This window comes from Rhodanobacter sp. Col0626, from assembly GCF_049994385.1.
In the GTDB taxonomy this organism is placed as follows: Bacteria; Pseudomonadota; Gammaproteobacteria; order Xanthomonadales; family Rhodanobacteraceae; genus Rhodanobacter.
The window spans coordinates 3,862,493-3,888,143 of record NZ_CP188260.1 but is presented as its reverse complement, the minus strand read 5'-3'; the positions used below and the strand labels follow the sequence as shown (position 1 = coordinate 3,888,143).

The window sequence follows — 25,651 nt, the reverse complement described above, 5'->3', positions numbered from 1 at the left end:
CCACGCGTCCGCGCGCGTTCTCGCTCGCCTACAATGCCGGATCGTCCCCGCTCCGATCCGCGCATGAATTCCTTCGGCACATCACTCAAGGCCGCGCTGAAATCGCCGTTGCTGCCGTTCTGGCTGGTGATCGCGCTGCTGCCGTCCGGACGAAGCTCGGAACTGGGCACGTGTCTGTGCCTGCTCGGCGTGATCTTGCTGTTCGCGCGCAACCCGCATGCATTGCGCGAACATGCGGGCGCACGCCTGTTGTTGTGGCTGCTGGCCGCGTACGTGGGCGCGGCGCTGTTGTCTGCCGTCGACGCGATCATGCCTGGCAAGAGCTGGGGCACGGTGGCCGCGGCGCTGCGTTACCTGCCGCTGGGCTGGTACGCCTGTTTCGCGATCCGTCGCCAGAGCAAGCTGCAGGCGTTGTATGTCGCCGTGGCATGGGTCGTGGCGCTGTGGTGTGTCGACGCGTGGTTGCAGGCATTGACCGGCTGGAGCCTGGGCGGACATGCCGAGGCCGAGCGCGTCTCCGGCATTTTCGGCGCGGACAATCTGAAGCTGGGTCCGACGCTGGCCGTGCTGTCCCCGTTCGCTTTGTGGGCGGCGCGGCGGCGCTGGGGCCTGGGCGGTCTGCTGGGTGCCTTCGTGCTGATCCTCGGTCCGATCTTGCTGGCCGGCTCACGCGCGGCCTGGCTGTGTTACGCACTGGTGGCGCTGGGGTTTGCCTGGCGCGAAGCGAAATCGCCGTTGCGCTTCGCCGGCTTCTGCGCGATCGCCGCGGTGGTGCTCGCGTTGGCCGGAGGCGTTGCCTGGAAAACCTCAACGCGTTTCCAGGATCGGATGGATCGCACCCTGCTGGCGTTGCACGGCACCGGTCAGTCGGTCGATACCGCCCTCAGCGGACGGCTCGACATCTGGCACGCCAGCATGGGCATGTTCGAGGCACATCCGATCAACGGCGTCGGCGTGCGCGATTTCCGTTACGCGTATCCGCGCTATGCGCCGGCGAACGATCACTTCGTGGTGTCCGCCGAAGCCTGCGGCGTGGGCGAGGGCGCCTGCCATGCGCATCAGCTGGTGCTGGAGGTGCTCACCGAGACCGGCACGATCGGCCTGTTGCTGTGGCTGGCCGCGGTCGCGCTGGCGTGGCGCGCATGGCGAGGTGTGGGTACGGCGGCACGGACGCGCGCCTTTCCGGCCACGCTGGCACTGGGCGTGATGCTGTTTCCGCTCAATACCCACTTGGCCTTCTATTCGGCGTGGTGGGGTCTGCTGTTTGCCTGGTTGCTGGGCTTGTGGTGCGCGGCGCTGTACGTGGAGGGCGACGATGAGCGGGCGTGAGCCACTGTCGGTGGTGGTGACCACCTTCAACAACGCCGACACCCTCGACGCCTGCCTGCGCAGCGTAAGTTGGGCCGACGAGATCGTGGTGCTGGACTCGGGTTCCACCGACGCCACCGTGGCGATCGCCGCGCATTACGGCGCGTGCATCCACACGCAGCCGTTCGCCGGCTACAGCGCGCAGAAACAGGCGGCGATCGATCTGGCCAGCCATCGTTGGGTATTGCTGCTGGATTCCGACGAATCGCTGACCGCCGATGGATCCACGCTGCTGCAGCAGGCCTTGCTGGCGCCGGTTCATGCCGGTTACCAGCTGTGGCGGCGCGAGTGGCAATTCTGGCGCTGGCAATCCATGCGCAGCCGGCTCAATCACTACGTGCGATTGTTCGACCGTCGACATGCGCGGATGAGTGGCCATGAAGTGCATGAATCGGTGCAGGTGGATGGATCGGTAGGTACGCTCGCCGTAGTGATCGACCACTACGGCGAACCCGACATCGCCGGTCGCGCGAGCAAGGCCAATCGTTATTCCAGCATGCAACTGGCGGATCTCGGGCGGCGCAAGGTGACATGGCTGCGGCTGCGCATGGTGGCCTACCCGACGGTGGCCTTCCTGCGGTATTACCTGTTGCGCGGGCATTGGCGCTCCGGCTGGGCAGGCTTCATCGCGGCGCGCATCCACGCGTTTTATGCGTTTTTGAAATACGCCAAGTTGTACGAGTTGCGCAGGCGCAAGCGGACAGCGGCGTCGCGCGAAACCGGCATCGATCCGTAGACGACGCGGAAGCTCAGACTACCAGCGCCAGGTCCTCGCGCCCGTCGAGCGTGGCTAGCAGCAGCGCGCATGCCTCCCGGCGCAATGCCTCGCGTTGGCGGAACGCCGAACGATGCTTGCTTGGGATGTGTATTTCTTCGCGCACCGGTTCGTGCGCAGGCAGCTCGTAAAAACCTGACTCGTCGAGTGTGCCGTGGCATTCCAGCCAGAAACTATCGTAATCGGCCTTGATCTTGTCGGCCTGTCCGGCGAAGGGATGCGCGGTGTTGCTGACCCCGCGCACGCGGATCGCGCCGTTGTGCTGAGCCAGTGCCCGCACCATCGAAAGCAACAAGTTCTTCGGACGCAGACCATGACTTTGCTTGGTCAAATCGCGCACCGCCTCGCGACCGAGCGCGGGTGCAGCGCCCTGCACGCAACCCAGCAACAGGGTGTGGCCGCCATCGGCGATGCTGAAGATCATCGAAGACAGCATCTGGCCCGTCGCATTGGCCAGGCACAAGCACAACTCGCCCTCGCGACCACGGCCGGTGGGCCGGCGCAACTCGATGAGCAACGCCGTGCCGTCCTTGAGTGACAGCGTGCCTACCCGAAACTGGCCGTGGAGGTAGATCGACTCGCACAGGCCGGGTGGAAAAGTCGTGAGTACCGTCCGGTAGTGATCCGCGATCACGGCGTAGCGCTCGAACCGATTCAATCGCCGGTTGATGTAGTCGTGCTGCGGTCGTTCGAGCAAACGCGGGTCCTTCGTCAGCATCGCCGTCATCACCGGATGGTGGTAGATGAAATCAAGCCATGCTGCGTGCAGTTCGCCGTCGCGGGCACTGCGTATCGCGTATTTGATCGCGCAACCGCCGCGCTTGAAGAGGGAACCGCGCCAGTCATGGCGATGACGCAACGAGCGCCAGAAAAGATGAGGTGACATGTTGAAGTGTGGGGAGGGGAGGGCGCGGCATAGTAGCCGCGCCAACCTTTAACCAGGCTTTCAACGCGTCAGTAGATTGTGGGCTGGCCGGGCGGACGTGTCTTGAAGCGCTTGTGCACCCACAGGTATTGCTCGGGAGCTTCGCGCACCATCTGTTCGATGCAGGCATTGATCCGCGCGGTGTCGGCCAGCACGTCGGTGCCGGGGAAATCTTCCAGCGGCGCACCGAGCCGCAACGCATAACCCGCGCGGCCCGGGAGGCGGCGATGGAAGAACGGGATCACCACCGCACCGGACATCCGCGCCAGATGGTGGGTGGCGGTGATGGTCGCCGCCGGTACGTCGAAGAAGGGCACGAACACGGTGTCCTTGCTGCGCATGTCCTGGTCCGGCGCGTACCAGAGGGTGCCGCCGTTGCGCAGGTATTTCACGGTGCCGCGGATGTCGTCCTTCTCGAACATCGCGTCGGCGTAATGCAGCCGTGCGCGCAGCACGACCCATTCGAATACGGTCGAATCCATCCGCCGGTACATGCCGGCGATGCGGATGCGCTGCGAGACCAGCCGTGCGCAGAGCTCCAGATGCGAGAAATGCCCGCCCACCAGCAACACACCCTTGCCCTGCGCGCGCGCGGCCTCGAGATGCTCCAGCCCCTCGATTCGGGTGGGGATGGCCGCCATGCGCCGATCGCTGCCCATCCAGCCCAGCGCGAACTCCACCAGCATCAAGCCGATATCGCGCAGGTTTGCATCGACCAGTGCCGCCTGCGCCGTGGCATCGAGTTCCGGGAAACACAGCGCGATGTTGGCCTCGGCAATGCGTCGGCGCGGCGAAGGAAACCGCAGCACCAGCGCACCGATGCATCGCCCGATCCCCATCAGGGCGCCCTGTGGCAGGCGTGCGATCAGCCAGATCACGGCCACGCCCAGCCATGCTGGCCAATGGTTTGGCGCTAGCAGCGAACGGGTGAAGGTGGGACGGGGCATGCCGGGCATCGGGGGCATTGTAGTGGAGGCGGGAACGGGTTGAGCTGACCGGGTTTGCGATGCTCCTGGCGACCCCGTTCCGTTCACCGTTCTCCGCTCTCGTATACTGCCGCGTTGAACCGAAAGGCGTCGACATTGCGTTATCTCTACACCTTCGCCATGTATCTGGTCATGCCGCTGCTGGTGCTGCGCTTGCTTGCGCGTGGCGTGCGTTCGCGTCCGTATCATCGGCGCTGGCCGGAGCGGTTCGGCTTCTTCGATGCGCCCGGTTTCAGTGGCAGCCTGTGGGTGCACGCGGTGTCGGTGGGTGAGGTCAACGCGGCCGAGCCGCTGATCAAGGCGTTGAAGCGGGATTATCCCAATGCGCCGTTGGTGATCACCACGGTCACCCCGACCGGCACGGCGCGCGTGCACCAGCTGTTTGGCGACAGCGTGTTCCATGTCTATCTGCCTTACGACCTGCCGAACGCGGTGGGTCGCTTCCTGAAGAAGGTCCGGCCGCGGTTGGCCCTGATCGTGGAAACCGAGATCTGGCCAAACCTGTATTTCGCCTGCCGTCATCGCGGCATACCGCTGATGATCGTCAATGCGCGATTGTCCAAACGCTCCCTGCGTGGATATGCGCCGCTGCGCGGGCTGCTGCGATCGGCGCTGCGTTGCGTGCGCCTGATCGCCGCACAATCACGCACCGATGCAGCGCGGTACCGCCTGCTCGGCGCCGATTCACAGCAGATCCTGGTCACCGGCAACATGAAATTCGACATGCCGATACCGGACGGTGCGGTGGCCGTCGGTGCGGCGATGCGCGAGCACTGGGGGCCGCGGCGGCCGGTATGGATGGCCGCCAGCACCCACGAAGGCGAGGAGGTGGCTGCACTGGAGGCGCATCTGCAGGTGTTGAAGCGGTTGCCGGACGCACTGCTGTTGCTTGCACCGCGGCATCCCGAACGATTCCGTGTTGTTGAGCACGCGGTGCGCAGCCTGGGTTTTGCGGTTGCCACGCGCAGCATCGACGAGGTGCCGTCGCTGTCGCACCAGGTTTTCGTGATCGATGCCATGGGTCAGCTGATGCCGTTCTTCGCGGCGTCCGAGGTCGCGTTTATCGGTGGCAGCCTGGTACCGATCGGCGGGCACAACGTGCTGGAACCGGCGGCGCTGTCGGTGCCCGTGCTGGTGGGACCGCATACGTTCAATTTCGAGGAAATCACCCGCAGCCTGATCCAGCAAGGTGGTGCCGAACGCGTGGCGGACGTCGAGCGGCTGGGTCCGGACGTGCTGCAGTTGCTGCTCGATCGGGCTCGGCGTGAACGGATGGGCCATGCCGCGCAGCAGGTTTTCGAGCGCGAGCGCGGGGCGGTGCAGCGGATCATGCAGTTGATCGATTCGTTGCTGCAGGAATAGCTGCCTGCGCGAACAGCCGCAAAGCAAAACGGCCGGGTGTGATCCCGGCCGTTTTGCTGGACGACGTGTCGCAGATTTACTGCAGCAGCGCGTTGATGTCCTGGATGTCCTTGAGGTCGGCCGTGCCGGCAGTCTGCTTGAGCAACAGCTTGTTCAGGATGAACTGGTGACGTGCCTGCGAGTAGCTGCTTTCCGACGAGGTCAGGGTCTGGATCGCCAGCAACACGTTGGTCATCGTCTGGGTGCCGACCTCGAAACCCGCGCGGGTCGCCTCCAGTGCTTTCTGGCCGGAATCCACCGACGCCTTGGCCGATTCCACCTGGGCGATGCCGGCGATCACCGAACGGTAGTAGTTCAACGTGTCACGCACCACCTGGCGCCGCTGCGATTCCATCGCATCGGTGGCGGAATCACGCTGATAGATGGACTGGCGCACCAGCGATTGAGTCATGCCGCCGGAGAAGATCGGCACGTTCAGGGTCAGCCCGATCGTGGTCGAGGAGCGGCCATTCTCGGACGAACCGAAACCAGGCTGCGGATTCTGGTACCAGCTGGCATTCTTGCCGTAGGTGACGCCTGCGGTAATGGTAGGCAGATGGCCGGCACGCGCCGCGCTGATGTTGTGCTCGGCCGTTTCCACGCTGCTCTTCTGCGCAAGCAGGTTGGGGTTGGTCTGCAACGCCTGTTTGACCCAGCTGTCCTGATCGGCCGGCGCGGGTGGGTCCATCGGCAGGTCGTCGCGCAACTTCTTCAGATCGCCGGTCGGCTTGCCGGTGATCTGGGTGAGCCCTTCGCGGGCGTCGTTGAGCGTGTTCTGCGCGGCGATGGTCTGCGACTTGGCCGCCTCGTAATAGGCCTTGGCCTGATAGACATCGGTGATCGCCGAAAGGCCGACCTTGAAGCGCTGGTCGGACTGTTCGTACTGCTGACGGAACGCATCCTCGTTGGCCTTGGCGTAGGTCAGCTCGTCTTCGCTGGTCAACACGCCGAAGTACGCCGCGGCCACGCGCGCATACAATTCCTGCGCCGCGGCTTCATACAGCTCGTTCTGGGCATCGGAGGCCGAGTGGGCGGCCTTGAGGTTGGCGTATTTGCTGAAGTCGAGCACGGTCTGGTTGAGCGTGCCGTTGATGCTGCGGGTGCGCGTATGACCGAACTGGCTGGTATTGATGAAGTTGCCGGGGTTGTTCGGGTCCTCGAAACTGGTACCGCCGCCGCCATTGGTCTGGCTGAGGCTCAGGGTGCCGTTGATCTGCGGCAACAACAGCGCGCGCGCCTGGTCGACGCCTTCGCCGGTAGCCAGCCTGGTGGCATCGGCCTGCGACAGCACCGGGTCGTTGGCGCGGGCATCGTGGTAGGCATCGAGCAGATCCTCGCCGTGGCTGGGCAGCGAGATGGCGGCCAGGGCCAGGGCAAGGGTGAGCAGCTTCAAACGCATGGGTTGCCTCATGGGGATCGGTTGGGGCTTGATCAAAAGACGAACCGTGGCGACGGTTCGGCGTGGGTCAGGTACGGCAGGTCGGTCTCGAAGAGGGTCTCTTCGCGATAGCGGCCGGCGCCTTCATGGGTCAACAAGGTGGCGTGCTGCACCGGCGACTGGCCGCGCACCACCACGGCACGGGCGCCTGGCTTGAGCCAGGTCAGCCAGCGCGGCGGAATTTCGGATACCGCACCGGTCACGACCAGGGCGTCGAACAGGCCTTCCGGCTGCCACTCGCGCACGGCTTCGCCGGTGACCAGACGCGCATTGACCAAGCCGGCGGCCTGCAGGCGTGCGGCGGCGGCAGCGGTGAAATCGGCATGGATGTCCACGCTGGTCAGCTGGGCCGACAACGTCGCCAGGCAGGCGCTGAGGAAACCCGAACCGGTGCCGATTTCCAGCACGTGATCGGTCGGCAGCAGTTCAAGCGCCTGCAGCACGCGGCCTTCCACCACCGGCTTCATCATCACTTCGCCGTGGCCCAACGGCAGGCACAGGTCGGCGAAGGCAAGTCGGCGATGTTCGGCGGCAACGAAATCCTCGCGGCGCACGCGGGCGATGACGTCCAGCACGCGCCCATCCAGCACTTCCCACGGGCGGACCTGGTTTTCCACCATGTTCAGCCGCGCCTGTTCGATATTCATCGCCATCTGTTCGTGTTCCGTCTGGATCGAAAAAGGTCAAGAAGGATAAGCGCTTGGGCCCAGCCCTACAATGACACGCCCGACAGTGACAAGCCTGCGGGTTGTATACCAGCGCACGAAGTGCCGGAAGTCACCGCAACCGGTTGACGGACGTCACCTGCTGCCGGACACGGCGCAGCGGCGCCGGAATCAGGGATCGGAGCCGTTCATGGAAAATAATTGAACCGCTGCGTATAATAAAGCTCGAATTTCCGTTTGTGAAGGTGGAGGCATGAATACCAGCGCGCAAATCAGACCCCAGGGCCCCGGTCGCCCGAAGGATATGGAGAAGCGTGCCGCCATTCTGGTCGCGGCCAAGGCGCTATTCATACGCAACGCATTCGCCGGTACCAGCATGGACGCCATTGCCGCCGACGCCGGTGTATCCAAGCTCACCGTGTACAGCCATTTCGGTGACAAGGACAACCTGTTCCGCGAAGTGATCCGTTCGCGCATCCAGGACCTGCTGCCCGAGGAAACCTATTTCTTCGATCCGCAAGTCGATATCCGCGACACCTTGATGCGAGTGGCGTTGACCCACGCACATCTGGATTGCAATGCCGAAACCGTCGGCACGTTCCGCGCCATCCTCAGCGACTGCCGCCAGGGCAATCCGCGCTACGGCAAGCTGATCTGGGAAGAAGGTACGACACGTACCCATGGCTTGATGGAACGCCTGTTGCAGCAGGCGGTTGACGCCGCCCAGCTGGATATCGGGGACGTGTCACGCGCCAGCATGCAGTTTCTCACCCTGATCAAGGGCAACCTGATGATGCGCCAGATGTTCGGTTGTACCGGATGTCCGGAAAGCTACATCGAGGAAATCGAGACCACGGCACGCGCCGGCGTCGAGATGTTCCTGCGTGCCTACCTGCCGCGCCCTGCACAGTCGCACTAGGCGCTCGCCTGCCACCCCTGCTTCGTGTTTGAATAGCCGCTGTTTTGAAGCGGGGGTGCCGACTACGGTCGGCTGAGAGAGTCCCTTCGAACCTGATCCGGTTAGCACCGGTGTAGGGAGCTTCGTCGCACGATCGCCCATCGACGTGTGTCCGGTGCCACCGCTTTGTTGTGCATGCGAGTACCTCGCAAAAGCCCGCGCATCCTTGCGCGGACTCTTCAACAAAGCCGCCGGAATCAAGCCGATGAATGCCCAGCCCTCCGATCTTGCGCGTGCCGCGCAGGAGCTTTCCGAATCCGTCGTGCGGCCGATTCCGGGTTCGCACAAAATCCATGTGCAGGGCAGTCGACCCGACCTGAAGGTGCCGCTGCGGGAAATCTGCCAGGCGCGCACGCCTGGACTGTTCGGTGGCGAGGACAACCCCCCGATCACGGTCTACGACACCTCCGGTCCGTATACCGATCCGGATTACCGGGTCGATCTGGCTGCTGGCTTGCCGGCGTTGCGTACCGCCTGGATCGCCGGGCGCGGTGACACCGAATTGCTGTCGGGACTCAGTTCCGAATTCGGCCGCCAGCGTGCCAGCGATCCGAAGCTCGATCCGCTGCGCTTCACTGCCACACGCGTGCCGCGCCGTGCGAAGGCACGCGCCAACGTGACCCAGCTGCACTACGCCCGCCGCGGCATCGTCACGCCGGAGATGGAATACATCGCGATCCGCGAAAACCAGCGCATCGAGGCGCTGGCCGGCAGTGCGCTGCTCGTGCAGCATCCGGGCCAGTCGTTCGGTGCGGCGATCCCGCCGCGGATCACGGCGGAATTCGTGCGCGACGAAGTGGCCCGCGGTCGCGCCATCATCCCGGCCAACATCAACCATCCCGAATCGGAGCCGATGATCATCGGCCGCAACTTCCTCACCAAGATCAACGCGAACATCGGCAACAGCGCGGTGAGCTCGGGCATCGCCGAAGAGGTGGAGAAACTGGTGTGGGCGATCCGCTGGGGCGCGGACAACGTGATGGACCTGTCCACCGGCAAGCACATCCACGAGACGCGCGAGTGGATCATCCGCAACTCGCCGGTGCCGATCGGCACCGTGCCGATCTACCAGGCGCTGGAGAAGGTCAACGGCATCGCCGAAGACCTGACCTGGGAAATTTATCGCGATACGCTGATCGAGCAGGCCGAGCAGGGCGTGGACTACTTCACCATCCATGCCGGCGTGCTGTTGCGCTTCGTGCCGCTGACCGCCAAGCGCGTCACCGGCATTGTCAGTCGAGGCGGCTCGATCATGGCGAAGTGGTGCCTGGCGCATCATCGCGAAAACTTCCTCTACACCCATTTCGAGGATATCTGCGAGATCATGAAGGCGTACGACGTGTCCTTCAGCCTCGGTGACGGCCTGCGTCCGGGGTGCATCGCCGATGCCAACGACGAAGCGCAATTCGGCGAACTCGACACGCTGGGCGAACTGACGCAGATCGCCTGGAAGCACGACGTGCAGGTGATGATCGAAGGCCCCGGCCACGTGCCGATGCAGCTGATCAAGGAGAACATGGATCGCCAGCTGGAGAAATGCGGCGAGGCGCCGTTCTACACGCTGGGTCCGCTGACCACCGATATCGCGCCAGGCTACGACCACATCACCTCGGCGATCGGCGCGGCGATGATCGGCTGGTTCGGCACCGCGATGCTTTGCTACGTGACGCCGAAGGAGCACCTCGGCTTGCCGAACAAGCAGGACGTGCGTGACGGCATCATCGCGTACAAGATCGCCGCGCATGCGGCCGATCTGGCCAAGGGCCACCCCGGTGCCCAGGTGCGCGACAACGCATTGAGCAAGGCGCGCTTCGAGTTCCGCTGGGACGACCAGTTCAATCTCGGTCTCGACCCGGAGAAAGCCAAGGAATTCCACGACGAGACGATGCCGAAGGATGCGCACAAGAGTGCCCACTTCTGCTCGATGTGCGGGCCGAAGTTCTGTTCGATGAAGATCACCCAGGACGTGCGCGACTACGCCGCCGAACACGGCATGGACGCGTTCGAGGCGATCGACGAAGGCATGGCGGGCAAGGCCGCCGAGTTCCGCGAACAGGGCGGCGACATTTACAAGCCGGCGTGATGCCAATCGGGATGACGCGGGGGTGATGCCAGTCGGTCGGGTGCAGGCCGGTTGGGGTGCGTTTACGCCATCACCACATCCGTCGGGCGTAAGCTCGCTGGACCCGCGCCCACCGACGTAACGAGGAAACCCGCATGGCCGCCAAGAAGCATCCCTTCCTTTCCGACATCAAGACCATTCGCAAACGTGCGCGCGAACACATGCAGCGTGGCGCGATCACCGACAGTTACACGCTCGATCGCGACACGGTGCTGAAGCTGTTGAACGAAGCGCTGGCGACCGAGATCGTCTGCGTGCTGCGCTACAAGGCGCACTATTACCTGGCGTCGGGCATCAACGCCAAGAGCGTGGCGGCCGAATTCCTCGAACACGCCAACGAAGAGCAGGGTCACGCCGACCAGATCGCCGAGCGCATCACCCAACTCGACGGCACGCCGAATTTCGAGCCCGATGGCCTGTCCACGCGCAGCCATGCCGAGTTCGTGGTGCCGAACGACCTCGCCGGGATGATCGAGGAAAACCTCGTCGCCGAACGCATCGCGATCGACAGCTATCGCGAGATCATCAACTACGTCGGCGATCAGGACACCACCACCAAGCGCATGCTGGAAGGCATCCTCGCGATGGAAGAGGAACACGCCGAAGACATGAAGACACTGATGGAAGACTTCGGCAAGAAGGGTGAGCCGGCCAAGCCGACGGCGGGGAAAACGGCGCGCAAGCAGGGTTGAAAGAGTTTCGCGGGATGCGGCAGCACAGCAGGCTGCCGCGCTTCCCCTCGCGTCACCAGCCGGCCAGCACCAGCTTGCCGATCGTGGTTCCCGATTCCAGCCGGCGATGCACTTCACGCAGGTTGGCAGCATTGATCGGCGTCAGCGTTTCGCTGCGCGTGCCGCGCAATTCGCCGGCATCGATCAAGGCGGCCACGCGTTCGAGGATGCGGCCTTGCTCGGCCTGGTCGGGTGTCTTGAAGCGAGATCGGGTGAACATCATTTCCCAGTGGATACCGATGGCCTTGGCCTTGTAAGGGTCGCCGATTTTCAGCGCACCTTCGGGTTCCACGATCAGGCCGACATGGCCTTGCGGGGCGAGAATCTCCCCAACCGCCTCCCAGTAACGGGAGGGTTCGGCGAGGTTCATCACCGCGTCGACCTGTTCGAAGCCCAATGCCTGCAATTGCGGCGCCAGCGCCTCGCGATGGTTGATCACGTGCTGCGCACCAAGCGTGCGGCACCAGTCGATGGTTTCGTTGCGCGAGGCGGTGGCGATCACGGTGAAGCCGGCCCGGCGTGCCAGCTGGATCGCGATGGAGCCGACGCCACCGGCGCCGCCGATGATCAGCAACGATTTGCCTTCGCCGCCATGTTCGTTGTCGAACGGCATGCGCTGGAACAGCAACTCCCACGCGGTGAGCGCGGTCAGCGGCAGCGCAGCCGCATCGGCTGCATCGATCGAGGCGGGCGCGTGGCCGACCAGCCGCGCATCGACCAGCTGGTACTCGGCGTTGCTACCGGGTCGTGTCACGTCGCCGGCGTAATACACGGCCTCGCCCGGGCTGAAGCCGGTGACCGCCGTGCCGACGGCCTCCACCGTGCCGGCCGCGTCATAACCGAGCACCTTCGGCTGCGTTTCCACCGCCGGTTTCGGCGAACGGATCTTGGTGTCGACCGGATTCACAGAAACGGCCTCAACCCGCACGAGGAGGTCGTGTTCGCCGGGCACCGGCCGGGCCAGTTCGACATCGAGCAGCGATTGCGGATCGTCGATCGGCAGGTAACGGGTGAGGGCGACGGCTTTCATGCGGGCGACTCCGTGGGGACGATGAATGGCACCGGCGGCGGGTTGCGTTCGGCGAACATGCCGTTCCAGTAGGGATAGTAAGGGTACGGCGGCATCACCGCGCTGGCGGTATCGAGTCGCGCGACCTGGCCTGCATCGAGCGCCCAGCCGATCGCGCCCAGGTTGTCGTGCAGCTGCTGCTCGTTGCGTGCACCGATCAGCACGCTCGATACCGTCGGCCGCTGCAGCAGCCAGTTCAGCGCGATCTGCGGAACCGTCCTGCCGGTTTCCGCGGCGATCGCGTCCAGCGCATCCACCACGCGATACAACCGTTCCTGGTCCACCGGCGGCGCAAAGCCGGCGGTGTCGTGCAGGCGGCTGCCGGCAGGCAGCGGCTGGCCGCGGCGCAGCTTGCCGGTGAGCCGGCCCCAACCCAGCGGGCTCCACACGATGGCTCCGATACCCTGGTCCAGGCCCAGCGGCATCAATTCCCACTCGTAGTCGCGCCCGACCAGCGAGTAGTAGGTCTGATTCGCCACGAAGCGCGAGTAAGCGTGTCGGTCGGCGACGGCCTGCGATTTCATCAACTGCCAGCCGGAGAAGTTCGACGCGCCGAGATAGCGCAATTTGCCTGCGCGAACCAGTTCGTCCAGCGTCGACATCACCTGTTCCACCGGCGTCATCGCGTCGAAGTGATGCAGGTGCAACAGGTCGATATAGTCGGTGCCCAGGCGCTTGAGTGCGCGGTCCACGCCGCTGATCAGGTGGTGACGCGAGGCGCCGACATCGTTCGGACCGTCGCCCGTACGCAGGTTGAGCTTGGTCGAGATGATCGCCCGGTCACGGCGACCCTTCAGCGCTGCGCCGAGAATCGACTCCGATGCACCGTCCGAATAGACGTCCGCGCTGTCAAACAGATTGGCGCCGGCGTCGAGGCAGATGTCGATCAGCCGTTTCGCTTCGGCGACATCGGTGTTGCCCCAGGCGCTGAACAGCGGCCCCTCGCCGCCGAACGTGCCGGCGCCGAAACCGAGTGCGGGCACCTTGAACCCGGAGGTGCCGAGATAGCGGTAGTCCATGAAAGTCGTCCTTCGAAGGTCAGAGAATGGTTTCGGCACGGGCAATGACCGGCACACGTCTCGGCTGACGGGTATCCAGCCGCACGCTGTACAGCGCCACGGCCAGCCCCAGCACCGGCAGCGAGGCCGCCACCCAGGTCACCGCGCCCAGGCCCGGGCCATGACTGATCACCACGCCGCCCAGCCAGGCACCGATCGCATTGCCGAGGTTGAACGCGGCGATGTTGAAGCTCGATGCCAGCACGCCGCCGCCGGTGGCCTTCTGCAACACACGCAGTTGCAGCGGCGCCACGGTGGCGAACGCGACGATGCCGAACACGGCGGCAAACGCGATCATCGCCGGCTTGCTGTGCAGCGCGAACGTCATCGTGCCCAGCACGATCGCCAACGCAATCAGCGAGCCCAGCAGGGTCGCCACCAATCGCTTGTCCGCGAGGCGTCCGCCGAGCAGGTTGCCGACCACCATGCCACCGCCGAACACCAGCAGGATCGGCGACACCGCGCTGTCGGCGAAGCCGGTGACCCGGGTCAGGATTGGCTGGATATAGGTGAACACCGCGAACACGCCGGCGAAGCCGAGCACGGTCATCAACAGGCCGAGCAATACCTGGGGATGCGCGATGCCCTTCAATTCTTCGACGAACTTCATCGGCGCGCTGTCGCCGCGATCCGTCGGCACCAGGGTGGCGATGATCACCGTGGCGAGCACGCCGATCGCGCTGACCGCCCAGAACGTGGCACGCCAGCCGAAGTGCAGGCCCAGCCACGCGCCGGCTGGCACGCCGAGCAGGGTGGCCACGGTCAGCCCGGTGAACATGATCGAGATCGCCGAAGCCTTGCGATCCTTCGCCACCAACCCGGTTGCCACCACCGCACCGACGCCGAAGAAGGTGCCGTGGGCCAGCGAGGTAATCACCCGCGCGATCATCAGCACGGTGTAACTCGGCGCCAGCGCGCTGGCCAGGTTGCCGACGGTGAAGATCACCATCAACGCGATCAGCGCGGTCTTGTGCGGCAGCCGGCTGGTCGCCGCAGTGAGCAGCGGCGCGCCGACGAACACGCCCAGCGCATAGCCGGAAATCAGCAGGCCGGCGGCGGCGATGCTGACGTGCAGGTCGGCGGAGACCTGCAGCAGCAGGCCCATGATCACGAATTCGGTGGTGCCGATGCCGAACGCGCCGGCGGTCAGCGCGTACAGCGCCAATGGAGTGCGTGGCCGAACGGAAGGGGAGTGCATGACGACAATCCTCAAGAAACGATGCGCCAGCTTAGGGAGTTGCGTTTTCTTCGAAAAGAACCAAAATGACTAATCATTATCAATGAATGGTTGATAGTTATGGATCGTGTCGGTGACCTCAGCCTGTTCCTGCGCGTGCTCGACCTCGGTTCGATCAGCGCGGCCGCGCGCAGCCTCGATCTTTCGGTGGCGGTGGCCAGCCAGCGCCTGAAGCGGCTGGAACGCGAACTGGGCGTGCGTCTGTTGCACCGGACTACGCGCCAGCTGCATGCCACGCCCGAGGGCATGCTGTTGGCGGAGCAGGGTCGCGCGTTGGTGGAGGATCTGGAATCGCTGACCGGCGGCCTGCGACAGAGCGGCACCGAAGTCAGTGGCACGCTGCGGGTGACCATGTCGGCCGCGTTCGGCGGCCAGTACATCTCGCCGCTGCTGCCGGAGTTCCTCGCCCTGCATCCGCGGGTGAAACTCAGCGTGAATCTTGATGACCAGATCGTGGATCTGGTCGGCTCCGGTTTCGACCTGGGCATCCGCGTCGGCGCGCTGGGCGACTCCGGCCTGGTGGCACGCCAGCTCGCGACCAACCGGCGCGTGCTGTGCGCATCGCCTGCCTACCTGCAGAGTCATGGCACGCCGCGTGCGCCGGCCGACCTGGCCGCGCACGACTGCTTGCTGCTGGTCGGCAGTCAGGGTCGGCAGGACACGTGGCATTTCACCGACCGCAAGGGCCAGGCGATCACGCAGCGCGTGCATGGCCGCTTCGAGAGCAACCAGGGCGCTCTGCTGCGCGACGCGGTGATCGCCGGGCTCGGCATCGCGTTGCACTCGGTCTGGCATGTGCACGAGCAGTTGCGCAGCGGGCAATTGCAGGTGCTGCTGCCGGACTACCCGATCGCCACCACCGGCATTCACGCAGTGATGCCGCAGCGCCGGCTGGTGCCGCCACGGGTGCGCGCCTTCGTCGATTTCCTGGCCGAACGACTGGGCGAGCATCCGCCGTGGGAGCAATGAGCGCGTTGTAAGCTTGGGTCTTCCCTTTGATCACCCCGCGGAGCCGCCCGATGCAGACGACCCAGTCCACTTCGAACCCGTCGCGCCGCGGTCTACGCCGTGTCATCCTGGCGCTGTGCGCGCTGGTGGTGTTGTTCGTGGCCGCGCTGATGTGGTGGTGGGACAGCGAACCGGCACTGTTCGATCCGGTGGCGACCACCCAGACGCAGTTGCAGGAACTGAAGCGCCCGATGAGCACGGGTGCCACCACCACGGCCGTCCTGATCACGTCGGTGCATACGCTGCTGGACAAGCGTGGCGGCTACCTCAGCAACGACAAGCTGCCGCCTGGCTTGTTCATGGACAACGTTCCGAATTGGGAATTCGGTTCGTTGACCGCGTCGCGCGACCTGGTGCGTGCATTGCGCAACGACTTCAGTCGTTCGCAGACACAGTCGACCGAGGACAAGGATCTGGCCGAGGCCGATCCGTTGCTCAACAGCCCCAACGACCGCTGGCTGCTACCCAGTTCGGAAAGCCAGTACCGCAAGGCGATCAGGCATCTGGACGGCTATCTGGGTCGGCTTGGCGACGCCGAGGACAGCAACGCGCATTTCTACGCACGTGCCGACAACCTGGCCGATTACCTGCAGCTGGCTTCGTCGCGACTGGGCTCGTTGTCTCAGCGGTTATCGGCCAGCGTGGGCCAGATCCGCGTAGGTGACGTGGACGCATCGGCCGAGCCGGCCAGTGCCAGCACGGTACGCGCGCCCGGCGGCGGCCGGCTGGTGAAAACGCCGTGGAACAGGATCGATGACAACTTCTACGAGGCACGCGGCTACACCTGGACCCTGCTGGAACAGCTCAAGGCGTTCCAGCAGGACTTCGGCCCGATCCTGCGCAGCAAGCATGCCGACGTCAGCCTTGATCAGGTGATCCGCGAGCTGGAAGAGGCGCAGCGCCCGCTGCACAGCCCGATGGTGCTGAACGGCTCGCCATTCGGCTTCTTCGCCAATCACTCCCTGGTGATGGCGAACTATGTGTCGCGCGCCAATGCCGCACTGATCGACTTGCGCGAACTGCTCAAGCGCGGCTGATTGCCCCACGTACAAACCCCGCCGAAGGAGGCGGGGTTTATGCATGATGCCGGTGCGTGGTGGTCGGTAGCGGCCGCTACTGCACGGTGAGATGGTAGATGAAGGTCAGGTCCTTGCCGTCACTGTCGTGATTGTGTCGCACGATGGTGTGCCTGCCACGCGTCATCGGGCGGAACATCATGAAATAGCCGTAGACCACGCTGGGCTGGTAGCCGCCGGTGATGCATGGATCGAACTGCGCCTCGCTGGCATCGCCCTTGAGCGCGAACAGATCATCCGAGGTGTAGATGTAGTCCTTCGGGTTGAAGATCGGCCGCCCATCCAGGGTCAGATCCAGTTTGGTGACCATGTTGAAACCCCGTGCGTCGGCGACCAGGAAGTCGTACAGCGACTGTCCCGGTGGCGGTGCGAAGGCCGGGTCGGGACAGGGCCAGTCGTCGGCGACGCTGCCAATCTGCAGAAACACCGCCTTGCCGCGAGGAATCGTGCAGGCACGCGTGTAGGTGCCGGACATCATCGCGGCGATCGGTGCCAACTGCCAGACCGGTCCGCTCTGGCCGACCGCGCAGTCGGCGCCGGTGGGATCGATGTACGGGTTGTGTTCGAAGGGCTGTGCGTAGATCCATTGCCAGTTGAGCTCGGCCCAGCTGGACATGCTCTTGCCGAAGGGCTGCGAGTCCTTCGGGTACAACATCGGGTTGAGCCAGTCGTCGGGGGAAAATGGCTGGGTCGCGTTGGCTGCGGTCATTGCGCAGCAGGCGGCGAGCAGGGTGCAGAGCTTCTTGATCATGGCCATATCTCCTTGCGTGCATGGTGGGTGCAGCCGGCTGGGGGAATGAGGGGCACGCCAGTCGGGCTTCCGGGACTTCCCGCGACGGGAAGCAGGGCCAGCTTCCCGCCACGGGGGCCGCGGCGCTTTCAGAAACCTGTGCAGTGCGGAGGCCGGTTCCGTGACGTATCGAGCGCATGGCTCCTGCCATGGCCGGGGCAGGCGCGCTTTCAAAAACGTGCTGCCGAGTTGCTTGCGGGACGGCATCGACCACGCCACGCGAGCGTATGATCTTGCGCATGGATTCCAGCTGACAGCGGAGCGCTGCCGATGTCGATCATGCAGACCGTAGTGCAGTCGTCGCACTTCATGGTGATCAACCATGTGTGCAAGCGGCCACGCGTCGCCTGCGGCGGTTACCCGGATGCCGATGAACCCGCGCGCTTCATCTTCACCCGCCGTGGTTCGTTCGTGGTGCACGTGGGTGGCAAGGCGTTTTTCGCGCGGCCGGGTCAGGCGGTCCTCGTGCAGAAGAACGTCGAGTACCGCATCACGCACCCCGATAGCGATGGCTGCGATTGCTGCACCGATGTGTGGATCGACGATGCCATGCTGGAGTCGCTGGGCCTGACCGGCGTCGCGGCTTCACCGTGCCGGGAATTCGGCCACGACTTGCAGTTTCAGAAGACTCACGTGGAGATGCTGCTAGGCATGCGGCATGGCGGCAATGACGCACCGGACCAGGCCGAGGAAGTCCTGCTGGACACGCTCGACTACCTGTTGAGGTCATGCGCGCCGTTTCGCGCGCATACGCGGCACAGCGCCGTCGCACGCCAGGTGGCCCGCGTCGAGGAGGCCATCATCGGGCGCGTCGGAGAGAATCTGGACGTCCATGAATTGGCCGAGCTCGCCGGCTGTTCGCCGTTTCACCTGTGCCGGATCTTTCGCAGCCGCACCGGACAATCGCTGCGGCAATTCCGCCTGCAACAGCGGCTCGGTACCGCGCTGGGGCGCCTGGGCGAAGGTGAGGAAGATCTGGCCGCGCTGGCCTGCGACGTGGGCTTCAGCAGCCATAGCCACATGACCGAGGCGTTCCGTCAATCGCTGGGTGCTTCGCCCAGCGAGCTGCGTGAAGAGCTGCGGCACAGCGACCTGTCGCGGCTGGGAAAACGGCTGCGTGCGCCATCCGGATCACGCAGCCGTTTGATCTAGCCGTTCGCTGGCGGCCGGTGTCGATTTCAGGCTTTCTTATCGGCCTGGTAGCGCGCGATGCCGGCGGTGATCTCGGCTTTCGCCTCGTCGGCGCCAACCCAGCCTTCGACCTTGACCCATTTGCCCTTCTCCAGGTCCTTGTAGTGCTCGAAGAAGTGACCGATGCGCTCCAGCCAGTGCGGCGAGACGCCCTTCATGTCGGTGATGTGCGCGTAGCCGGGGAAGATCTTCGGCGCGGGCAGCACGATCAGCTTTTCGTCACTGCCGGCTTCGTCGGACATCTTCAGCATGCCGACCGGGATGCAGCGGATCACCGAGCCGGGAATCAGCGACAGCGGCAGGATCACCAGCGCGTCCAGCGGATCGCCGTCGCCGCCCAGGGTGCCCGGCACGTAGCCGTAGTTGCACGGATAACGCATCGGCGTGGACAGGATGCGGTCGACGAAGATCGCTCCGCTTTCCTTCTCCACTTCATACTTGACCGGCTCGGCATCCTTGGGGATTTCGATGATGACGTTGATTTCGTCCGGCACGTTGCGGCCGGCGGGCACGAGATGCAGACCCATGGGATGTCCTTGGATGTGGAGGGAAAGTTGGCCCGCTAGGATACGCCAAACGCTGCTGCGGCGCAGCAACGGCGCTTCCCCGCAGCGCCTGCTTCAGGCGCTGTCCGATGCCGTGTAGGGCCGCTCGCGCAACCATTTGGTCGCGATCCACTTCTCGCCCTGCTGCACCGGCAGGCCGGCGTGGAACGAACTCCGGTCGCCGCTTTCGTAAGCGAAGTAGACGGCCGAACCCGTGCGGGCGGTGACCGTGAGGCACCGTTCCGGGAACGCCGTGCCGCCGCCCTTGGCGGGTGTGTTGAGGTACATCACCACGCTGGCGATGCGCTGGCCGCCGACGGCCGTGATCGCCTTGTAACCAGGTTGCTCCGGATCGAACCAGTCGAAGTGCGGCTCGTATTCCTGGCCAGGCAGGTAGTGCAGGATCTGCAAGCCTTCGCCGTGATTCGCCGGCACACCGAGCAGGCTGGCGATGCGCTGTTCGATGCGCCCCACCAGCGGCACTTCGTTCAAACCAAAGAACATGCCTTCGCTGGTGCGTCGTTGATCCACCTGGTTGCGGCCATCGGGGTCGACGGTCAAGGCGCGTTGCAGCCGTGGTCGCGCCAGTTCGATCAGGTCGGCACACTCGGTGTCACTGAGGATGTTGTCGAGCACCCGCAGCGCCGGCGATTCCACGCTGAGCGCGATCTGGATGGTGTGACCTTCAACGGTGACTTCGGGGGCTTCGGGATGCCTTGCCCGCAGTCCTGGTGTGGCCACCTTGTCGGCATGGGCGTGCAATGCTGCCAGTGGCAGCTTGAGCACCTCGGCCACGATGCTGCGGCTCTGCCGCGGGTCGTAGCCGCTGTCTTTCATCAGTCGCAGCACATCGGGTATGCCGTGGCCCGCCCGGGTGGTGGCAAGAATCCATTCGCGCAGTTCGGGGTTGATCGTGATGCGTGGGTGCATGGCCAGTAGTGTTGGATGGAGACTCGGAAAGCTTACTTCAGCTGCCGTCAACGCTGCCTGATCCGCCGACAGGTACGCGCACATCGATCTCATCCAGACAGCGACCGAACAACTGCATCGCGTCGCGCAACTCGTTGAGCGGCAGTCCGCAGTAGCCAAGCAGCAGGCCCTGGCGCGCCGGCGGATTCAGGTAATGCGGCGTCATCGAATACAGGCCGAGGCCGCGTTCATGCGCCAGCTCGATCAGGGCATCCGCATGGGCCTGATCGTAACCGTGCAACCACACCACCACGTGCATGCCGGCCGGCGAATCGACGACCTCGACGCGTTCGCCGGCATGCTGCCGCAATCCATGGATGAGTTCCTCACGGCGACTCTTGAGCTCCTTGCGCGCTTTGCGCAGGTGCCGTTCGAAGCCACCGTCTTCCATGAAATGCGCCAGCGCGACCTGCTCGATCGTCGGGCAGGAAAAGTCGCTGAGGAATTTCGCGGTGACGAAGTCGTCCCGCAATGCCGTCGGCAACACCATATAGGCCAGGCGCAGGGAGCCGAACAGGACCTTGGAGAACGTGCCGACATAGATCACCCGATCGCCTTCGTCGAGCGATCGCAGGGCCGCCAGCGGTTGCGCGTCGTAGCGGAATTCACCGTCGTAGTCGTCTTCGAGGATCCAGCACTGCTGCGCATCCGCGTAGCGCAGCAGTTCCAGCCGGCGCGGATGCGACAGCACCGCGCCGGTGGGGAACTGATGCGAAGGGGTCACGCAGATGAGCGACGGCGCTGGCCGGGGCAGGTCGGCGCAGATCAGCCCGGCATCGTCGACCGGCACGCCCACGATGCGCGCGCCATGTGCGGTCAGGGTCTGATACGCCCCGAAATAGTGCGGCTCCTCCAACACCACCGGATCGCCCTCGTCCAGCAGCACGCGTGCTGCCAGCGAGAAAGCCTGCTGGGCGCCACTGACGATCAGCACGTTTTCCGGCAACGCCTGTACCCCACGCCGACGTGCGAGGTAGCCGCACACCTGCTGGCGCAATGCCGGCAGACCCTGCGAGCTGATGGCGTCGATCGGCGTATAGGCTGCGGCGCGAGCCAGTTCGCGCGCCCAGACGTCGTTCAGGGCTGGATTGATCAGCGAGCTGCCGTACTGCAGGTCGTAGCGCAAGCCATGGTGCAACCGGGCGATCAGCCGGTTCTGGACCTGGCGTGCGCGTTTTATGTAACGCGAAGGAGGTTCGATCGTCGATTCGGACACGTGTAGCTTCGGCCCGCCCTGCACGGTGGCCACGTAACTGCCCGAACCCCTGCGGGCATCGATGAATCCTTCCGCGCGCAACTGTTCGTAGGCGGCCAGCACGGTGGTGCGGGAGAGCTCCAGTTCACGTGCCAGCACGCGCGTGGGCGGCAAGGGCGAGCCAGCATCCATGCGGCCTTCGAGGATGGCAGCCTTCATGGCACGGGTGAGCTGGCTGTACTGCGGACCGTTGCCGTCGAGAATGAGGAACACGCCGGATCTCCGCGGGATTCGGAAAAGCATGGAATGACAGCCACGCCAACGGGGGAAGGCGAGCTGCCGACCAGCTTAGATCTGGCGCAGTGGCGGTGTCGTGCGGCAGGAGTCACGGTAGGGGGCGCGTTTCGCCGGCGGCGACCCGCGAGGCGGTGATCCAGCGCCGGTGGGATGTGTCCGGAATCGGCGCAGTTGGCCGGTATGCCCGGCATGCGCCGGGCATCGCATCAACGTCCTTTCTTCTCTGCAGCGCCGGCGGCATCGCTGACGGGTTTGCCGGAAGCGCCATTGTCGTGCAGAAGATCCAGCCCCAGCAGCAGGCGGATGGCGTTCTCCATCCGTGGGTAATCGCCTTCACCGTAGTGGTGGCCGATCAGCTGGCCGTTCTGGTCGATCAGGTATTCGGCAGGCCAGTACTCGTTGTGCCAGGCATTCCATGTCGCCAGGTTGTTGTCCACCGCTACCGGGTAGGTGATGCCCAGACGCTTTACCGCATCCCTGACATTCCCGAGGTTCTTCTCGATGTCGAATTCCGGCGAATGCACGCCGATCACCACCAGACCCTTGTCCTTGTACGTTTCGTACAGATGCTCGACATGTGGCGTGGTGTGTATGCAATTGATGCAGGAATAGGCCCAGAAGTCGACCAGCACCACCTTGCCGCGCAGATCGGAAAGATGCAGTGGAACACTGTTGATCCAGGGGCGGATGCCGACGAACTCCGGTACTGACGATGTGCTTCTGGCGGCAGCTGCGCCGCTGGAAATCATCAGCGCGAGGAGAAGGCAGCGGACGGAAGTTTTCATGATGCGTTACCTGTTGAAAACGCCGTCGGCGTCCCGGCGGGGCCCGGCAAGTTGCCGCCTGAGTTTGCCGACAAGTCGATGTTCGTTGCAAGACACCCATCTTGTAGCTTGCGCGTCCTGGCGCGAATGGATACATAACCAATTCCTCGAAGTGCGCTGATACCAATTCGCCGGATCGGCTGACGATATTGCGCGAGAATGCGCCCTCGGTGGTGCGCGACTGGCGAACGTCTATCGAATGGACGTCCATACGGGATGGCGCATCGAACATTTGCCTGGCGGACCGACTTTGGCGCCAGCGCTCGTCAGTGCGAGGAGTGGCTTGCGATGTCATATACGGTTTCCATCCACCGTTTCATCCGACCGGTGCTGCTGCCTGTCGGGGCTGGCCTGCTGCTTGGCTCGCTGGATCTCGTTTTCGCGTGCACATACTGGAACGTGCTGCACCATGTGCCGCCTGCGCGGATCCTTCAAGGCATCGCCGCCGGTTTGTTGGGGGCGCGCGCATTCGCCGGTGGCGCGGCCACGGTGTGGCTCGGCGCATTGCTGCACTACGCGATCATGCAGGCCATGGTCTTTTTCTATGTCGTGGCCAGTCGCCGTGCACCGTTGCTGGTGCAGCGGCCAGGGATATGCGGCCCGCTGTACGGCTTGCTGCTGTACGCGGTAATGACGGGAATCGTGTTGCCGTTGTCAGCTGCAGCCAGTGCGCCGATGCTGCCGGGCTGGATTGCCAGCAGCATCGTCGTGCATGCAGCGTTGATCGGCTTGCCGATTGCGTGGGTCGCACGCTTTGCGGCATCCGGTAACGGGCAGCGTCCGGCCCTGGTCCGGGCCGAACCGGCCGCTTGAGCCGGCCGCGTCCCTGTTTCGCATCGATCGCACGGGACGCAATGCGCGTCCCGTGCGAGGTTGCCGCACAACCTACTTCAGCTGATCCCACAGGAAGTCGTACGCCATGGCGTGCATGTGGGCGGACTGCTGGTTGTCCGCACCGGCGCCGTGACCGCCTTCGAGGTTCTCGTAGAACCACACGTTCGGGATGCCCATCGATTGCATCTTCGCGGCCATCTTGCGCGCCTGCACCGGACCGACGCGGTCGTCGCTGGTGGCGGTGTAGAACAGCACCGGCGGGTAGTGCGCGTCCTTTTTAAGGTTCTGGTAGGGCGAGAAGGTCTTGATGAAGTTCCAGTCCGACGTATCCGGGTTGCCGTATTCGGCCATCCACGATGCGCCAGCGGACAGGTGGGTGTAGCGCTTCATGTCGAGCAGCGGCACTTCGCAGGCGATTGCGCCGAACAGTTGCGGATACATCGTCAGCATGTTGCCCATCAGCAGGCCGCCGTTGCTGCCGCCCTCCGCACCGAGATGTTTCGCCGACGTGACGCCGCGTTTGACCAGATCCTCGGCGACCGCGGCGAAATCCTCATAGGCGCGTGGACGGTTCGCCTTCAGTGCGGCCTGGTGCCATTGCGGGCCGTACTCGCCGCCACCGCGGATGTTGGCTACCACGAAGACGCCACCGCGCTCCAGCCATGCCCGGCCGATGCTGCCGCTGTAGTACGGCTGCAGCGAAACTTCGAAACCGCCGTAGCCGTAGAGCAAGGTGCGGTGGGAACCATCCAGCTTGATGCCTTTCCGGGCGATCTCGAAATAGGGCACGCGGGTGCCGTCTTTCGAGTGGACGAAATGCTGGGTGACCTCGAATGTCGAGGCGTCGAAGAATGCCGGCGCCTGCTTGATCGTTTCGGCCGGTACGCTGCCGAGTACGCCGCGTTGCAGCGACGACGGGGTCAGGAAGCCGGTGACGTCGAGCCAGTATTCGTCGCTGTGGTCGGGGTCGGTGTCGACCACGCTGATCGTGCTCATCGCCGGCGCACCGGGCATCGCCTCGCGTTTCCAGGCCGCTGCGGACGCGATGGCTTGCGGTGGTGTCAGCACTTCGATCCGGCTCTTGACGTCGTCCAGCACGTCGAGAATCAGGTGGCGTCGGGTCCAGCTGTAGGACGCCAGCGAGGTATGCGCATCCGGCTTGAACAGCACGGTGAACTCGCGTTTGCCGGCCATGAAGTCGTCGAACTTCGTGGCCAGCAGTGCGCCGGACGGATAGGTGCTGCCGCCGATGGTCCAGTCCGAGCGTATCTGCACCAGCAACCATTCGCGGTGTGGTGCGGCGCTGGCATCATCCGGCACGTCTAGCTTGACCAGCTTGCCGCCGACGCGCTGGTAGGTGGTGCTGTGGAAGAAGTCGGTGGCGACCGCGACGAAATCGCGTTCGAAACCCGGCGTGTTGTCGTGATAGGCGTTGACTGCCAGATCGGTCGGCTTGCCTTCGTAGACCGTGCTGGCCGCCGACAGAGGTGTGCCGCGCTTCCATTCCTTCGCGATGCGTGGATAGCTCGACTCGGTCATCGAGCCGGGTCCGAAATCGGTGCCTACGTACAGATGGTCGCGGTCGATCCAGTCGACCTCGCTTTTCGCCACCGGCAAGTCGAAACCATCCTTCACGAAGGTTTTGCCGGCGATGTCGAACTCGCGCACGCGCACGGCATCGCCGCCATCGGGTGACAGCGACAACAGGCAGCGTTCGTACGCCGGCTTCAGGCATTGCGCGCCCTTGAACACCCAGCGCTTGCCCTCGGCCTTGTTCAGGGCGTCGATATCCAGCAATACCTCCCAGCGCGGCGTGGCCTTGCGATATTCCTCCAGCGTGGTGCGTCGCCAGACGCCGCGTGGATGCGCCTTGTCGCGCCAGAAGTTGTAGAGGTAATCGCCCATGCGGCTGACGTCGGGAATGCGCGCGTCCGAATCGAGCACCTGCAGGATGCTGTCGCGGGTTTTGGTGAACTCGGCGTTGTCGACGAATTGTTTGGTGATTACCGCGTTTGCCTTCTTCACCCAGTTCATCGGACGGCTGCCGTGGATGTCCTCCAGCCACAGGAAGGGGTCGTTGGTCGCCGCGGCATCGGTGGCGGCGGGTGGGTTGTCTTGGGCGCTGAGTTTGTTCATGCCCGTCAGTGTGACGCCGAGTGCCAGCATCAGCCAGACCGATTTCATCATGG

Annotated in this window: 23 protein-coding genes and 1 riboswitch; of the genes, 10 read left to right on the top strand and 13 right to left on the bottom strand. The window is 64.4% G+C overall.

Annotation, left to right across the window (positions count from 1 at the left end; genetic code table 11):
* The first annotated feature begins 63 nt into the window (after positions 1 to 63).
* Together ACPPVV_RS17120 and ACPPVV_RS17115 are read left to right on the top strand one after the other, a co-directional pair.
* The gene (locus ACPPVV_RS17120) at positions 64 to 1,329 is read left to right on the top strand and encodes an O-antigen ligase family protein (RefSeq protein ID WP_426701068.1); all 1,266 of its coding nucleotides are present in this window, start codon (positions 64 to 66) and stop codon (positions 1,327 to 1,329) included.
* On the top strand, positions 1,316 to 2,104 hold the full coding sequence (locus ACPPVV_RS17115; RefSeq protein WP_426701067.1) for a glycosyltransferase family 2 protein: 789 nt from the start codon (positions 1,316 to 1,318) through the stop codon (positions 2,102 to 2,104). The genes ACPPVV_RS17120 and ACPPVV_RS17115 overlap by 14 nt, the downstream gene beginning before the upstream one ends.
* 13 nt (positions 2,105 to 2,117) lie before the next feature.
* Here ACPPVV_RS17115 and ACPPVV_RS17110 read toward each other — a convergent pair whose 3' ends face one another.
* Positions 2,118 to 3,029: a VirK/YbjX family protein gene (locus ACPPVV_RS17110; RefSeq protein ID WP_426701066.1), complete on the bottom strand. Its 912-nt coding sequence runs from the start codon at positions 3,027 to 3,029 to the stop codon at positions 2,118 to 2,120.
* Between the two features lie 68 nt (positions 3,030 to 3,097).
* The gene (gene lpxL, locus ACPPVV_RS17105; RefSeq protein ID WP_426701065.1) at positions 3,098 to 4,015 is read right to left on the bottom strand and encodes an LpxL/LpxP family Kdo(2)-lipid IV(A) lauroyl/palmitoleoyl acyltransferase; all 918 of its coding nucleotides are present in this window, start codon (positions 4,013 to 4,015) and stop codon (positions 3,098 to 3,100) included.
* A 135-nt stretch (positions 4,016 to 4,150) separates the two neighbouring features.
* Between lpxL and waaA the strand changes: the two genes are divergently transcribed.
* Entirely contained in the window at positions 4,151 to 5,416 is a 1,266-nt protein-coding gene (gene waaA, locus ACPPVV_RS17100) for a lipid IV(A) 3-deoxy-D-manno-octulosonic acid transferase (protein ID WP_426701064.1), read from the top strand.
* A gap of 76 nt (positions 5,417 to 5,492) precedes the next feature.
* On the opposite strand, the gene ACPPVV_RS17095 is transcribed toward waaA, so the two are convergent.
* Complete coding sequence (locus tag ACPPVV_RS17095) at positions 5,493 to 6,854, bottom strand: TolC family outer membrane protein (protein ID WP_426701063.1); 1,362 nt, start codon at positions 6,852 to 6,854, stop codon at positions 5,493 to 5,495.
* A 32-nt stretch (positions 6,855 to 6,886) separates the two neighbouring features.
* Complete coding sequence (locus ACPPVV_RS17090) at positions 6,887 to 7,546, bottom strand: protein-L-isoaspartate O-methyltransferase family protein (protein ID WP_426701062.1); 660 nt, start codon at positions 7,544 to 7,546, stop codon at positions 6,887 to 6,889.
* A 265-nt stretch (positions 7,547 to 7,811) separates the two neighbouring features.
* Here ACPPVV_RS17090 and ACPPVV_RS17085 point away from each other — a divergent pair, with 265 nt between their 5' ends.
* The 3 genes from ACPPVV_RS17085 to ACPPVV_RS17075 all read left to right on the top strand — a co-directional run bounded on the left by ACPPVV_RS17085 (position 7,812) and on the right by ACPPVV_RS17075 (position 11,330).
* Complete coding sequence (locus tag ACPPVV_RS17085; RefSeq protein WP_426701061.1) at positions 7,812 to 8,477, top strand: TetR/AcrR family transcriptional regulator; 666 nt, start codon at positions 7,812 to 7,814, stop codon at positions 8,475 to 8,477.
* 41 nt (positions 8,478 to 8,518) lie between these two features.
* Positions 8,519 to 8,613, top strand: a riboswitch (TPP riboswitch).
* A gap of 108 nt (positions 8,614 to 8,721) precedes the next feature.
* Positions 8,722 to 10,599: a phosphomethylpyrimidine synthase ThiC gene (gene thiC / locus ACPPVV_RS17080; RefSeq protein ID WP_426701060.1), complete on the top strand. Its 1,878-nt coding sequence runs from the start codon at positions 8,722 to 8,724 to the stop codon at positions 10,597 to 10,599.
* Positions 10,600 to 10,733: 134 nt separating this feature from the next.
* Complete coding sequence (locus ACPPVV_RS17075) at positions 10,734 to 11,330, top strand: ferritin-like domain-containing protein (RefSeq protein ID WP_426701059.1); 597 nt, start codon at positions 10,734 to 10,736, stop codon at positions 11,328 to 11,330.
* 52 nt (positions 11,331 to 11,382) lie between these two features.
* On the opposite strand, the gene ACPPVV_RS17070 is transcribed toward ACPPVV_RS17075, so the two are convergent.
* From ACPPVV_RS17070 to ACPPVV_RS17060, 3 genes are read right to left on the bottom strand one after another with little or no spacing between them, the layout of a single operon-like run.
* Entirely contained in the window at positions 11,383 to 12,399 is a 1,017-nt protein-coding gene (locus ACPPVV_RS17070) for a zinc-binding alcohol dehydrogenase family protein (protein ID WP_426701058.1), read from the bottom strand.
* A complete protein-coding gene (locus ACPPVV_RS17065) occupies positions 12,396 to 13,457 on the bottom strand; it encodes an aldo/keto reductase (RefSeq protein ID WP_426701057.1) in 1,062 nt (353 codons plus the stop codon). The genes ACPPVV_RS17070 and ACPPVV_RS17065 overlap by 4 nt, the downstream gene beginning before the upstream one ends.
* Positions 13,458 to 13,476: 19 nt before the next feature.
* Positions 13,477 to 14,694 carry an MFS transporter gene (locus ACPPVV_RS17060; RefSeq protein ID WP_426701056.1) on the bottom strand — a complete coding sequence of 406 codons (1,218 nt, stop codon included), beginning with the start codon at positions 14,692 to 14,694 and terminating at the stop codon, positions 13,477 to 13,479.
* 99 nt (positions 14,695 to 14,793) lie between these two features.
* Here ACPPVV_RS17060 and ACPPVV_RS17055 point away from each other — a divergent pair, with 99 nt between their 5' ends.
* Together ACPPVV_RS17055 and ACPPVV_RS17050 are read left to right on the top strand one after the other, a co-directional pair.
* A complete protein-coding gene (locus tag ACPPVV_RS17055) occupies positions 14,794 to 15,702 on the top strand; it encodes a LysR family transcriptional regulator (protein WP_426701055.1) in 909 nt (302 codons plus the stop codon).
* Positions 15,703 to 15,752: 50 nt separating this feature from the next.
* Entirely contained in the window at positions 15,753 to 16,778 is a 1,026-nt protein-coding gene (locus tag ACPPVV_RS17050) for a DUF2333 family protein (RefSeq protein ID WP_426701054.1), read from the top strand.
* A gap of 76 nt (positions 16,779 to 16,854) precedes the next feature.
* Here ACPPVV_RS17050 and ACPPVV_RS17045 read toward each other — a convergent pair whose 3' ends face one another.
* Entirely contained in the window at positions 16,855 to 17,568 is a 714-nt protein-coding gene (locus tag ACPPVV_RS17045; RefSeq protein ID WP_426701053.1) for a hypothetical protein, read from the bottom strand.
* Positions 17,569 to 17,877: 309 nt separating this feature from the next.
* Here ACPPVV_RS17045 and ACPPVV_RS17040 point away from each other — a divergent pair, with 309 nt between their 5' ends.
* Entirely contained in the window at positions 17,878 to 18,759 is an 882-nt protein-coding gene (locus tag ACPPVV_RS17040; protein ID WP_426701052.1) for a helix-turn-helix transcriptional regulator, read from the top strand.
* Between the two features lie 26 nt (positions 18,760 to 18,785).
* Here the strand turns inward: ACPPVV_RS17040 and ppa are convergent, their stop codons facing one another.
* The 4 genes from ppa to ACPPVV_RS17020 form a co-directional block, all read right to left on the bottom strand.
* Positions 18,786 to 19,325 (bottom strand): inorganic diphosphatase, encoded by a 540-nt coding sequence (gene ppa, locus ACPPVV_RS17035; protein WP_426701051.1) that lies wholly within the window; start codon positions 19,323 to 19,325, stop codon positions 18,786 to 18,788.
* A 93-nt stretch (positions 19,326 to 19,418) separates the two neighbouring features.
* A complete protein-coding gene (locus ACPPVV_RS17030; RefSeq protein WP_426701050.1) occupies positions 19,419 to 20,273 on the bottom strand; it encodes a 2OG-Fe(II) oxygenase in 855 nt (284 codons plus the stop codon).
* A 37-nt stretch (positions 20,274 to 20,310) separates the two neighbouring features.
* On the bottom strand, positions 20,311 to 21,780 hold the full coding sequence (locus tag ACPPVV_RS17025) for a PLP-dependent aminotransferase family protein (RefSeq protein ID WP_426701049.1): 1,470 nt from the start codon (positions 21,778 to 21,780) through the stop codon (positions 20,311 to 20,313).
* A 230-nt stretch (positions 21,781 to 22,010) separates the two neighbouring features.
* Complete coding sequence (locus ACPPVV_RS17020; protein ID WP_426701048.1) at positions 22,011 to 22,589, bottom strand: thioredoxin family protein; 579 nt, start codon at positions 22,587 to 22,589, stop codon at positions 22,011 to 22,013.
* 327 nt (positions 22,590 to 22,916) lie between these two features.
* Here ACPPVV_RS17020 and ACPPVV_RS17015 point away from each other — a divergent pair, with 327 nt between their 5' ends.
* Complete coding sequence (locus ACPPVV_RS17015) at positions 22,917 to 23,441, top strand: hypothetical protein (protein ID WP_426701047.1); 525 nt, start codon at positions 22,917 to 22,919, stop codon at positions 23,439 to 23,441.
* A 72-nt stretch (positions 23,442 to 23,513) separates the two neighbouring features.
* Here ACPPVV_RS17015 and ACPPVV_RS17010 read toward each other — a convergent pair whose 3' ends face one another.
* A complete protein-coding gene (locus ACPPVV_RS17010; protein ID WP_426703268.1) occupies positions 23,514 to 25,598 on the bottom strand; it encodes a prolyl oligopeptidase family serine peptidase in 2,085 nt (694 codons plus the stop codon).
* Positions 25,599 to 25,651 lie beyond the last annotated feature (53 nt).

Coding starts and splice junctions, on each gene's coding strand:
- ACPPVV_RS17040 (WP_426701052.1), top strand. CDS start 17,878: ATGTCGATCATGCAGACCGTAGTGCAGTCGTCGCACTTCATGGTGATC.
- ACPPVV_RS17115 (WP_426701067.1), top strand. CDS start 1,316: ATGAGCGGGCGTGAGCCACTGTCGGTGGTGGTGACCACCTTCAACAAC.
- ACPPVV_RS17010 (WP_426703268.1), bottom strand. CDS start 25,598: ATGAACAAACTCAGCGCCCAAGACAACCCACCCGCCGCCACCGATGCC.
- ACPPVV_RS17070 (WP_426701058.1), bottom strand. CDS start 12,399: ATGAAAGCCGTCGCCCTCACCCGTTACCTGCCGATCGACGATCCGCAA.
- thiC (WP_426701060.1), top strand. CDS start 8,722: ATGAATGCCCAGCCCTCCGATCTTGCGCGTGCCGCGCAGGAGCTTTCC.
- ACPPVV_RS17110 (WP_426701066.1), bottom strand. CDS start 3,029: ATGTCACCTCATCTTTTCTGGCGCTCGTTGCGTCATCGCCATGACTGG.
- ACPPVV_RS17060 (WP_426701056.1), bottom strand. CDS start 14,694: ATGCACTCCCCTTCCGTTCGGCCACGCACTCCATTGGCGCTGTACGCG.
- ACPPVV_RS17050 (WP_426701054.1), top strand. CDS start 15,753: ATGCAGACGACCCAGTCCACTTCGAACCCGTCGCGCCGCGGTCTACGC.
- ACPPVV_RS17090 (WP_426701062.1), bottom strand. CDS start 7,546: ATGGCGATGAATATCGAACAGGCGCGGCTGAACATGGTGGAAAACCAG.
- ACPPVV_RS17120 (WP_426701068.1), top strand. CDS start 64: ATGAATTCCTTCGGCACATCACTCAAGGCCGCGCTGAAATCGCCGTTG.
- ppa (WP_426701051.1), bottom strand. CDS start 19,325: ATGGGTCTGCATCTCGTGCCCGCCGGCCGCAACGTGCCGGACGAAATC.
- ACPPVV_RS17095 (WP_426701063.1), bottom strand. CDS start 6,854: ATGCGTTTGAAGCTGCTCACCCTTGCCCTGGCCCTGGCCGCCATCTCG.
- ACPPVV_RS17030 (WP_426701050.1), bottom strand. CDS start 20,273: ATGCACCCACGCATCACGATCAACCCCGAACTGCGCGAATGGATTCTT.
- ACPPVV_RS17055 (WP_426701055.1), top strand. CDS start 14,794: ATGGATCGTGTCGGTGACCTCAGCCTGTTCCTGCGCGTGCTCGACCTC.
- ACPPVV_RS17065 (WP_426701057.1), bottom strand. CDS start 13,457: ATGGACTACCGCTATCTCGGCACCTCCGGGTTCAAGGTGCCCGCACTC.
- ACPPVV_RS17020 (WP_426701048.1), bottom strand. CDS start 22,589: ATGAAAACTTCCGTCCGCTGCCTTCTCCTCGCGCTGATGATTTCCAGC.
- ACPPVV_RS17085 (WP_426701061.1), top strand. CDS start 7,812: ATGAATACCAGCGCGCAAATCAGACCCCAGGGCCCCGGTCGCCCGAAG.
- ACPPVV_RS17045 (WP_426701053.1), bottom strand. CDS start 17,568: ATGATCAAGAAGCTCTGCACCCTGCTCGCCGCCTGCTGCGCAATGACC.
- lpxL (WP_426701065.1), bottom strand. CDS start 4,015: ATGCCCCGTCCCACCTTCACCCGTTCGCTGCTAGCGCCAAACCATTGG.
- ACPPVV_RS17015 (WP_426701047.1), top strand. CDS start 22,917: ATGTCATATACGGTTTCCATCCACCGTTTCATCCGACCGGTGCTGCTG.
- ACPPVV_RS17075 (WP_426701059.1), top strand. CDS start 10,734: ATGGCCGCCAAGAAGCATCCCTTCCTTTCCGACATCAAGACCATTCGC.